Here is an 8803-nt window from a genome sequence, read left to right as displayed (position 1 = left end):
GTATGACAAAACGGATCCTAATTACCGGCGCCAGCCGGGGAATTGGTCGGGCGATCGCCCTTCGCCTGGCCCAGCCCGGTGTGGAGCTGGTACTCCACTACCACAGCAATGAGACGGCGGCGAACGCCGTGGCTGAGGCGGTGATCGCCAAGGGGGCTCAGGCCCGGATCATGGCGTTCGATCTGGCCGATGGCGACGATTGCCAGGCCAAGATCAACGCGGATATCGAGGCCCATGGTGCCTATTACGGTGTGATCTGCAATGCCGGGATCAGCGATGACGGTGCCTTCCCGGCCATGACCGAAGAGAGCTGGGATCGGGTGCTGCGCACTAACCTGGATGGCTTCTACCATGTGGTGCACCCCTGTGTGATGCCCATGGTTCAGGCGCGCCAGGGCGGACGGATCATCACCCTCTCCTCCCTCTCCGGCCAGGCCGGTAACCGAGGCCAGGTCAACTACAGCGCCGCCAAGGCGGGGATCATCGGTGCCACGAAGGCGCTGGCGATGGAGCTGGCCAAACGCAAGATCACCGTCAACTGCGTGGCCCCCGGGCTGATCGAAACCGATATGACCGACGAACTGCCGGTGGATATGCTCAAGGGGCAGATCCCACTGCGTCGCTTTGGTAAGCCGGAGGAGGTCGCGGGGACCGTGGCCTTCCTGTTGTCCGATGAAGCGGGCTACATCACCCGTCAGGTGATCGGCGTCAATGGAGGCATGCTATGAGCCGGGAGATGAAACGCGTGGTGGTGACCGGCATGGCGGGGATCTCGCCCCTGGGCCAGGATTGGGAGTCCACCCGGGCGCGCCTGCAGGCCGGGGAAAATGCGGTAGTGACCATGCCCGAGTGGGACATGTTTGAGGGCCTCAACACCCGCCTGGCGGCACCGGTTCAAGACTTCGAGCGTCCCAGCCACTACAGCCGCAAGGCGGTCCGCGCCATGGGGCGGGTGTCCTTGATGGCCACCCGAGCCTCCGAGCTGGCACTGGAAGATGCCGGTCTGCTGGGCGATCCCCTGGTAAAAAGTGGTCGGATGGGCGTGGCCTACGGCTCCTCCACCGGCTCGACCGGGCCGATCCGGGCGTTTGGCAAGATGCTGGATACCGGCGTGATGGCCGGGGTGACCGCCACCAGCTACATCCAGATGATGGCCCATACCACGGCGGTGAATGTCGGGGTGTTCTTTGGCCTTAAGGGGCGGATCTACACCACCTCCAGCGCCTGTACCTCCGGCAGCCAGGCGATCGGCTACGCCTTTGAGGCGATCCGCAGCGGCAGCCAGGTGGCCATGGTGGCCGGTGGCGCGGAGGAGCTGTGCCCCTCGGAAGCCGCGGTGTTTGATACCCTGTTTGCCACCAGTACCCGTAACGACGATCCCAAATCCAGCCCGCGTCCCTTCGATGGCGGACGTGACGGCCTGGTGATCGGCGAAGGGGCCGGGACCCTGATCCTGGAGGAGCGGGAGCACGCCCTCGCCCGGGGTGCCAAGATCTACGCCGAAGTGCTCGGCTATGGCACCAACAGCGATGGGGCCCACGTGACTCAGCCCAATGCCGAGACCATGGCCATCGCCATGGAGCTGGCGCTGGCGGATGCCCAGATCGATGCCGAGCAGATCGGCTATGTCTGTGCCCACGGCACCTCGACCGATCGCGGCGACGTGGCGGAAACCCAGGCGACGGCCAAGGTGCTGGGTCAGAAACCGATCAGCTCGCTCAAGAGCTACGTCGGCCATACCTTGGGCGCCTGTGGCGCGCTGGAAGCCTGGTGGAGCATTGAGATGATGCGCGAAGGCTGGTTTGCCCCAACCCTGAACCTCACCGAGGTTGATGAAGACTGTGGCGATCTCGACTATCTGCGCGGTGAAGGACGCCATATCGACACGGATATCGTGATGAGCAATAACTTTGCCTTTGGCGGGATCAACACCTCACTGATCTTCAAGCGGGTCTGAGGCTGTCATGGGAGAGAAAGCGGTACCCCATTTGCTGATCCTGTCGGCCAATCGCCACACCAGTCCCTATCCGGTCTATCCGTTGGCGCTCAGTTACTTGAAGAGCTACCTGGCGGATGCCTGGCCTGAGCTGAAGATCAGCCTGCTGGATCTGAATCTGGCGGATGACAGCCGTTGGCCAGAACAACTGGCGGCATTGGATCCGGACTTTGTCGCCGTGTCACTGCGTAACGTCGATGACGTCAACTATCAGAAACAAAATGGCTTTATCGAGGGCTATGGCAAGATCATCTCGATGATCAAGGCGCGCAGTGCCGCGCCGGTGATCCTCGGTGGTGCCGGGTACTCCCTGTTTGCCGAGCGCTTGCTGGTTGAGCTTGGCGGTGACTATGGTCTGGTGGGGGAGGGGGAGGAGAGCCTGCTGGAACTGCTGCAGATCCTCCATCGTGGCGAGCAACCGTTGAGCCTGCCCGGTCTGGTGCATCGTCTTGATGGGGAGGTGTGTTATTTGCCCCGTCAGACCCATGTGTCCGAGCCCAAGCTGTGTTTCGAGCCCGAATTGGTCGAGCACTACTGGCGGGATGCGGGCATGCTCAATATTCAGACCAAGCGGGGGTGCCCCTACCGTTGTGTCTATTGCAGCTATCCGCTGATCGATGGCCGCAGCGTGCGCACCCTGAGCATCGAGCAGATCGTCGCTACGCTGCGCACGGCTTGGGAGCAGCATGGCATCGACTACGTGTTTTTCACCGACTCGGTGTTTAACCTGGATAAGGATTTCAACGACGCCTTGGCCGATGCCTTGATCAAAGCTGGGCTACCCACCAAGTGGGGGGCCTACTTCTCGCCCCATCGTCTGAGCCATCAACAGTTGGCCAAATACCAGCAGGCGGGCCTGACCCACCTGGAGTTTGGCACCGAGGCACTGTCCGACATCACCCTGAAGAGTTACAACAAACCGTTTCGCTTCAAGCATGTGCAAAAAACCTCGGAGATCGCCGCCGATCTGGGGATCAACCAGGCCCATTTCCTGATCTTGGGCGGCTGGGGGGAAACGTCCCAGAGCTTGGCTGAGACCTTTGAGAACGGGGACAAGCTGCCACCCGGGGTGATCTTCCCCTACTACGGCATGCGGGTGTACCCGGATACGGATCTGGCCGAGCAGATGATCGCCGCAGGCAAGTTGTGCCCCAACAAGGATCTGTTGCCGCCACATTACTACATGAGTCCAGACTTCGATGCGGATCGCATGGCCGAATGGACTCGGCCGCTCAAACAGCGCTGGGTGCTGCCCGACGAGGACTTCTCCGAGGACATCGCCCTGATGCGCAAGTTCGGCAAGACCGGACCGCTGTGGGAGTATCTGCTTTAAGTTAAAAGCCACCCGTCGGGTGGCTTTTACTTTATGTTGTAATGTTAATGGCGACGCCGGGTGAGCCCCACAAAGCCAAGCAGTATTAGCCAGTACGAGAAAGCCCCGCCTGAACTGGACTTGGTCGCGGACTTGGCCGAGATCTTGACTTCGACACCAGCTAAAGTGAACGCACGTCCATCTGAGAGTTCAATGTCGAAATACTCATAGGTTGACGTCCCTGGCTCAAGGCCATGATCGGCGGCGGTGTATTGAATGGTATTGTCCTCGTTGAGCTTGACGGTCCCTTGGATATTGTCACTGAGGATAGCGGTGATACTAACGCTATCTCCATCAGGATCGGTGGCCTGCAGTAAAGGCTTAATGACGATGGTTTCATGCTCTTTTACCGATACGTTGGTCTGGTCCGCGATTGGTGCCTGGTTCGGTGGAATATCACTCGTGATTGCCGGTCCTGTGCTGATGCTATAGCCTCCGATCTGTGCTGCGCTGTCCGTGTGCTCTACCAAAATGTGCAGGGGGAGCGTAACTTGAGCTGGAGACAAAGTGATGTACAGGTAGCCGGTATCCGATAGATGGCTCTCCAAAGTCGCTTCACTGACAAGCTCAGTGGTTTGATCAGAAGCAAAAATCGTCACTTTAGGTTGCATCGATAACGTTAGATTACTGAGTCTGACGGTTAACGGGCTGCTGCTTTCGTGGTCCCGCAATACGTAGAAATCCTGATCGCCGGCGAAGTCGATCATGCCGGGGACCTCACTATTGTCGGGTGTCAGTTCGATGGCTTGATACCAGCTATCGTTGTTGTCCCCCCAGTAGGGGACGCTGTCGACCACGAGGCTGATCTTTCCTACCCTTTGGAAATCTTCCCCAACAGGCTGGGCGGCGCCGCCGTCATCACCACCATCCTGCGTTGGCGAGCGGGTAAATAAGCCTTGCGATGAGTAGAAGGCATTGTTTTCACTGTTATCGACTTTGACGGCAACTTGGTGAATTCCATTACTATCGTAGGGCAGGACTGCCGAGAACACACCATCGTTAGCCTTGCTGTCACCATCGATACCTTTGTCATTGAGTTCAACAGTATAAGGAGTTGCGTTCGGTGGTGTGACTTCGGCAATAACCCGGGCGCCACTGATTGGAAGATCTCGGATCAGGGAGGCGGTGAGTACCATGGGATTTGGGTAGGAAACCGCATTGCCTCCGAGACCCGCCACACTTAGGGCGTAAGTGCCCAATTGATTTGGGGCGATCAGTGCATTGAGTGCAAGCGTCCGTTCCGAGTTCGCCAGGTTGTGTGCTTGCAGTGTCCAGTCCCCGGTGTGCTCAAGCTCTGCTTGAGATAATTTGAGCTGACAGTGGGTGCCATTACTTGTTGCTTCACAAGGCACCGACGGAGTGTTGGCGCCTGTACCGTTAGGGCCAATCAGTTGCAGTTCAATTTCATCCACGGTGCCGTTGTGATTAAGAAATAGCACTAGCTCGTTGACACCGTCATCGATACTCAAGGGGAATTCTTGTCGGCCTGAGGCTGGTAAGGTGCCTTGCTCACTCAACAGGTTTTGTTGATTGGTGGCTGCGGCGTTGGCTTGCAGGAAGGCGTCTGTGATAGCGGCTAGGCCAATCGGTGATGAAAAGTATTGGCCGCCTGTAGCATTAGCCATGGAGAGCAGAGTTCCCGTAGGGGAAGCTGAGCCGTAACCAAAGCTAAAAATGGGGACTCCAGCTTGCTGGTAGGCCGTGATCACGTCGCTTTCTCGGTTACTGGAGCTGTTATCACCGCCGTCGGATAATACGAGCACGACTTGTGGGGCATTGGTGCTATTGCTTTGCTGGTACTGCTGAAGTTGGGTAAGCGCAAACCGTGTTCCGTCGTACAGCGCCGTCCCCCCTGATGCGTACAGTCCGTCGATGCTAGCTTTTAGCTGAGCTTTTATCTGGTCACCGGGAACTGGGATAGTTTGCAGCGGAGCATCTTGGCGATAATTGCTGGCAAATGAGACCAAGCCCAAGGTTGACTCGCCATCAGTACTGGCATCAACCAGGAGTTTCGCGGCTTGTTGGGTATTTCTCATTGCAGCACCGCTCATGGAGCCGGAACGGTCGATGACGATCTGCATCTGGATATCTTGCGTCATCCATTGGATAGCCAATTCAGAGCGACAGGTTCCTTGTTGAGCCGGTAACTGGAGTTTAAGCCACTGATCTGAGGCTTGAGGCTGTACTAGTTTCAGATCCGGAAATTGTCGCCTTTTGGGTTGTGCGGCTTGGTGCCCATACTTGGGATCTTCTTGCAGGGGTTGGACCAGTATTTCCCAAGCACTTTTTCCGTAAACTCGCCCTTGCGCTGTCCGGCGAGGGTCTCCCATATTTCCCAAAGTGGAAAAATTCAACCAAGAGAAATCACCGCGAGTGGCTTCCCACTGGTTTGCCATGATGGAGGGTGAGGTGGGTATATCGGTTAGTTGAGGATACTGCACACCGGGTCGTGCGCTGCCATTGGCACGATATTCATCAAACAACCCATAGGCATAGTGGCCCCATTCATGGCCCAGAGTATATCCAGCAGCCTTGGGGTGATCGAGCATGTTGAGATCGCTTCCTTCTCCCATTCCCCCCGGGAAGGTGTCTCCAAATAGGATCCGCATGCCGTTATAGCCTAATCCTGCGACGTTGGCTCTGGGATGTTCAGCTTTATTCCAGACAATATCCGCTTTTGCTTGATGTTGGCGATCCGTAAAAAGATGAACTTTACCCAGCTTGTGTGCCCCATTACTCATTTCACAGATAGCATCTGCAAAGTAACGGAAAACTTCTTCGTATCTTGCTTGCTCATCTCCGCCAGTCGAGGGATCGGCATCGCCCTGGGGATTGTTATAGAGGGAAACGCTGATGTCGAACACCGTTGGTTGACCATTGCTCTGTGAGCCTTGTGTTGCCGATGTAACATAGTGTTTGGGTAACTGGTAACTTAGGGCGGGGCGCGTCTGACCTCCTTGATGTACCTGTGTCAACCAACTGCTGGCCCCATAGGCTTGTATTGAGAGACCCGAAGTTAGTGCAATTAGTATCAGCTTATGTAGTCTGTAATGACGAAATATATTTTCCACAGTTTCTCCTTTAATCAGTGGAAAGGCGGTATTGAGTCAAGAGCCAGAGTTGGCCATATAGGCGAATGATCGCAGGCTCTCCCGGGAATAAGTCTGTATGTGACGGGAGTAAGATAAATGCTGAAGGCAGCGGTTCGATTAGATATTGCTTGAGCCATGCCGGACTTTCATATGTAGTTGGCAAAGTCCCTTGATATTGTTCGAATAGCCAGATCACTTCCGGGCTTGGCTTTGGCTGTTGGGTCAGCGCATGATGGTAAGTGTTGGTCATCTCCTGACTGAGTAGACAGTCAGTTCTTCCTTTTTTTAGATATTGCTTGAGTTGGGGGGGATAGTATTCGCTAAGAAGACTATCGCTGCTTGGAGATTGGCACGGTGTGTGTGTTGATAACGGCAGGTGAGAGTGCCAGGCCCCTAGGATCTTCCCTTGGCTATTTAGCATCCAGGCAGGGGTTCCTTTTGACGTTCTTTCCCCGACCACCAATTGCCTAAACGCTTTTCCACCGACGTGTGCAAACAATAATTGGGCTTGTAACGGCACCATCTCAACAGGCTTGCTGGGGGGCTGCGGGGCCTCTAAGTGGACCTGTGACCATAAAATAAGAAGGAGAGCCGTGCAGCAAGGCATATCGAAGGAGCACCACAACAGAAAACGACCAGTGACCATTGTTGCACGCAGTGGTGTGGGATTTTGCCTGGTTGTGGCGTCAGTGTTTCCTGGATGTTTTGCGTGATGTGATTTGGCTCTTGAAGGGCGTTATTGAGCTCAAGGAGAATAATGGTTAGTCGATTATTCTTGGGGACAGGTGATGCATTTTGGAAATCCATCACCAGGGAGGGCTTGTGCAGCGACTTCCCTGGTGCTGAAGCAGAGGATCAGAGTTTCACCACATCCCCTTTCAGTGCCACACCGGCAATCACATTACCTGCACCGCACTGGAACTCCTTCTCCGAGCTGAACTCGTTGTGCTCATAGTTGGAGCGAATATTGATGACGGCGTTGGCCCCCTCTTTTTCGGCACGTTGTTGCAGGGTCTTGATGGCCGACAGGAAAGCCCAGTTACAGGCGGTCTGATCGGACTTGCCGAAGGCATTGGTTTTCTTACTGGTGCTGAACTCGCCGATGCGCTTGCTGGCCTTGGGGCCATTCTCACCGAAGTGAAGCTGGATACTGTCGTTGACGACGCCCTTGTGTCGGCCGTGCTCTAGGGCCGTGGCGATATCAAACTGGCCGATATCTTCCCGGGCCTGGGCGGGGGCGGCGGCCAGCAGGGCGGTGGCGAGCAACAGGGGGAGGGAGTGTTTCATCATGCATTCCTTTGGGGTTGTGTTCAATTCGTTGAACCGTGTCGTCTTCTTTCAACACCACGGTCCGTTTTTTGGCCTCAACACGCTTGTCTGGCCCATGGCTAAGCAGCCAGCGGGTCTGGACGACCTTCGCTGTGGCAATCCGTGTGCAGTGCTCATCCCTGCATCCTTGTATCCGGCGAGCGCCTACCCGGGCTGACGTGCGATTCGAACGGAGCCCGGGAGAGCTCCGCTCCGTGTCAGGAGTCGGTATACCACTCTCGATGTGCCGAGCAGTAGGACCTGGCGGTTGAGCGATGAGGAGCCGGCAAATATGAATAAATTTCATGTTATTCATTGCCTTAAGCTTGCCGCCTTGTTAACAGTAAGACAACATAAAGAGTGGGGGAGCGAAAAGCAAGGAGGAGGGCTCGCCAAAAGGAGAGCCCGGAAAGCGCTACAGGCGGCCCAGCTCCTGATCGATGGTCTTTTGCAGGTTGGCGATCCAGCGGTTGTAGTTTCGGTGGATCTTGCCGTTACGGTAATCCAGCGCCTTACTGTCCACATACTGGATGCTGTAGCGGGTGGCATCGTAGTGGATGGCAATGGTGGCCTGGTGGCTACGGACCTGTAGTCGAGCGTCGATCCGGCCCGGAGTCGAGACGTCACTTTGCCACTTGCGACGTGACAGTGCCGTCAGGATCGCTTTTTCCACCTGAGTCACTTCCAGTGTCTGCTCCCCTAGGGGCTGAGGGACTGCGTCATCAACGATATTCAGCACGGGCCGACTGGTACAGCCGGTTAGCAAGGCAACGAAAAGCAGGGTCAGCCATTTCTTGGTATTCATCGCAGAGTTTTCCTTTTAGAACGCTTTGGCCTGTTTATAGGTCCATTAAAACAATTGGTTACACCGAATCTTGGCAAATTTTAACCCTGGGTGATGAACGGATCCAGTTGCCCGATTGGACGGTCTGATTCAAAAGGCGACAGTCGACGGGCCTAAGCCTCGGCTGCGATAGCCAGGACTCGGGAACCAAGGGTATGATGCAAAGCATTGTTTCCCAATCGTCCCTTGCT

Annotated in this window: 6 protein-coding genes; 3 read left to right on the top strand and 3 right to left on the bottom strand. The window is 56.0% G+C overall.

Annotated features, from left to right (window positions below; translation table 11 throughout):
* Window positions 1-2: 2 nt before the first annotated feature.
* Genes fabG through AC2D8U_RS18230 form a run of 3 tightly spaced genes read left to right on the top strand, consistent with a single transcriptional unit; the run spans window position 3 to window position 3329 of the window.
* A complete protein-coding gene (gene fabG, locus AC2D8U_RS18240) occupies window positions 3-728 on the top strand; it encodes a 3-oxoacyl-ACP reductase FabG (protein WP_484620507.1) in 726 nt (241 codons plus the stop codon).
* Complete coding sequence (locus AC2D8U_RS18235) at window positions 725-1957, top strand: beta-ketoacyl-ACP synthase (protein ID WP_484620506.1); 1233 nt, start codon at window positions 725-727, stop codon at window positions 1955-1957. The genes fabG and AC2D8U_RS18235 overlap by 4 nt, the downstream gene beginning before the upstream one ends.
* A 7-nt stretch (window positions 1958-1964) precedes the next feature.
* Window positions 1965-3329, top strand: coding sequence for a lipid biosynthesis B12-binding/radical SAM protein (locus AC2D8U_RS18230; protein ID WP_484620505.1), 1365 nt, complete (start codon window positions 1965-1967; stop codon window positions 3327-3329).
* A gap of 44 nt (window positions 3330-3373) precedes the next feature.
* Here the strand turns inward: AC2D8U_RS18230 and AC2D8U_RS18225 are convergent, their stop codons facing one another.
* The 3 genes from AC2D8U_RS18225 to AC2D8U_RS18215 form a co-directional block, all read right to left on the bottom strand.
* Window positions 3374-6232 carry a VWA domain-containing protein gene (locus AC2D8U_RS18225; protein WP_484620504.1) on the bottom strand — a complete coding sequence of 953 codons (2859 nt, stop codon included), beginning with the start codon at window positions 6230-6232 and terminating at the stop codon, window positions 3374-3376.
* A 1083-nt stretch (window positions 6233-7315) separates the two neighbouring features.
* Window positions 7316-7747, bottom strand: a complete 432-nt coding sequence (locus AC2D8U_RS18220) for an excinuclease ABC subunit A (protein ID WP_484620503.1) — start codon at window positions 7745-7747, stop codon at window positions 7316-7318.
* 436 nt (window positions 7748-8183) lie between these two features.
* On the bottom strand, window positions 8184-8573 hold the full coding sequence (locus tag AC2D8U_RS18215; protein ID WP_484620502.1) for a hypothetical protein: 390 nt from the start codon (window positions 8571-8573) through the stop codon (window positions 8184-8186).
* Window positions 8574-8803 lie beyond the last annotated feature (230 nt).

It is taken from the genome of Ferrimonas sp. YIN67, from assembly GCF_057219095.1.
Note: the sequence above shows the minus strand (reverse complement) of the source record. Positions and strands in the feature narration are given on the sequence as shown.

Coding starts and splice junctions, on each gene's coding strand:
- fabG (WP_484620507.1), top strand. CDS start 3: ATGACAAAACGGATCCTAATTACCGGCGCCAGCCGGGGAATTGGTCGG.
- AC2D8U_RS18235 (WP_484620506.1), top strand. CDS start 725: ATGAGCCGGGAGATGAAACGCGTGGTGGTGACCGGCATGGCGGGGATC.
- AC2D8U_RS18230 (WP_484620505.1), top strand. CDS start 1,965: ATGGGAGAGAAAGCGGTACCCCATTTGCTGATCCTGTCGGCCAATCGC.
- AC2D8U_RS18220 (WP_484620503.1), bottom strand. CDS start 7,747: ATGAAACACTCCCTCCCCCTGTTGCTCGCCACCGCCCTGCTGGCCGCC.
- AC2D8U_RS18215 (WP_484620502.1), bottom strand. CDS start 8,573: ATGAATACCAAGAAATGGCTGACCCTGCTTTTCGTTGCCTTGCTAACC.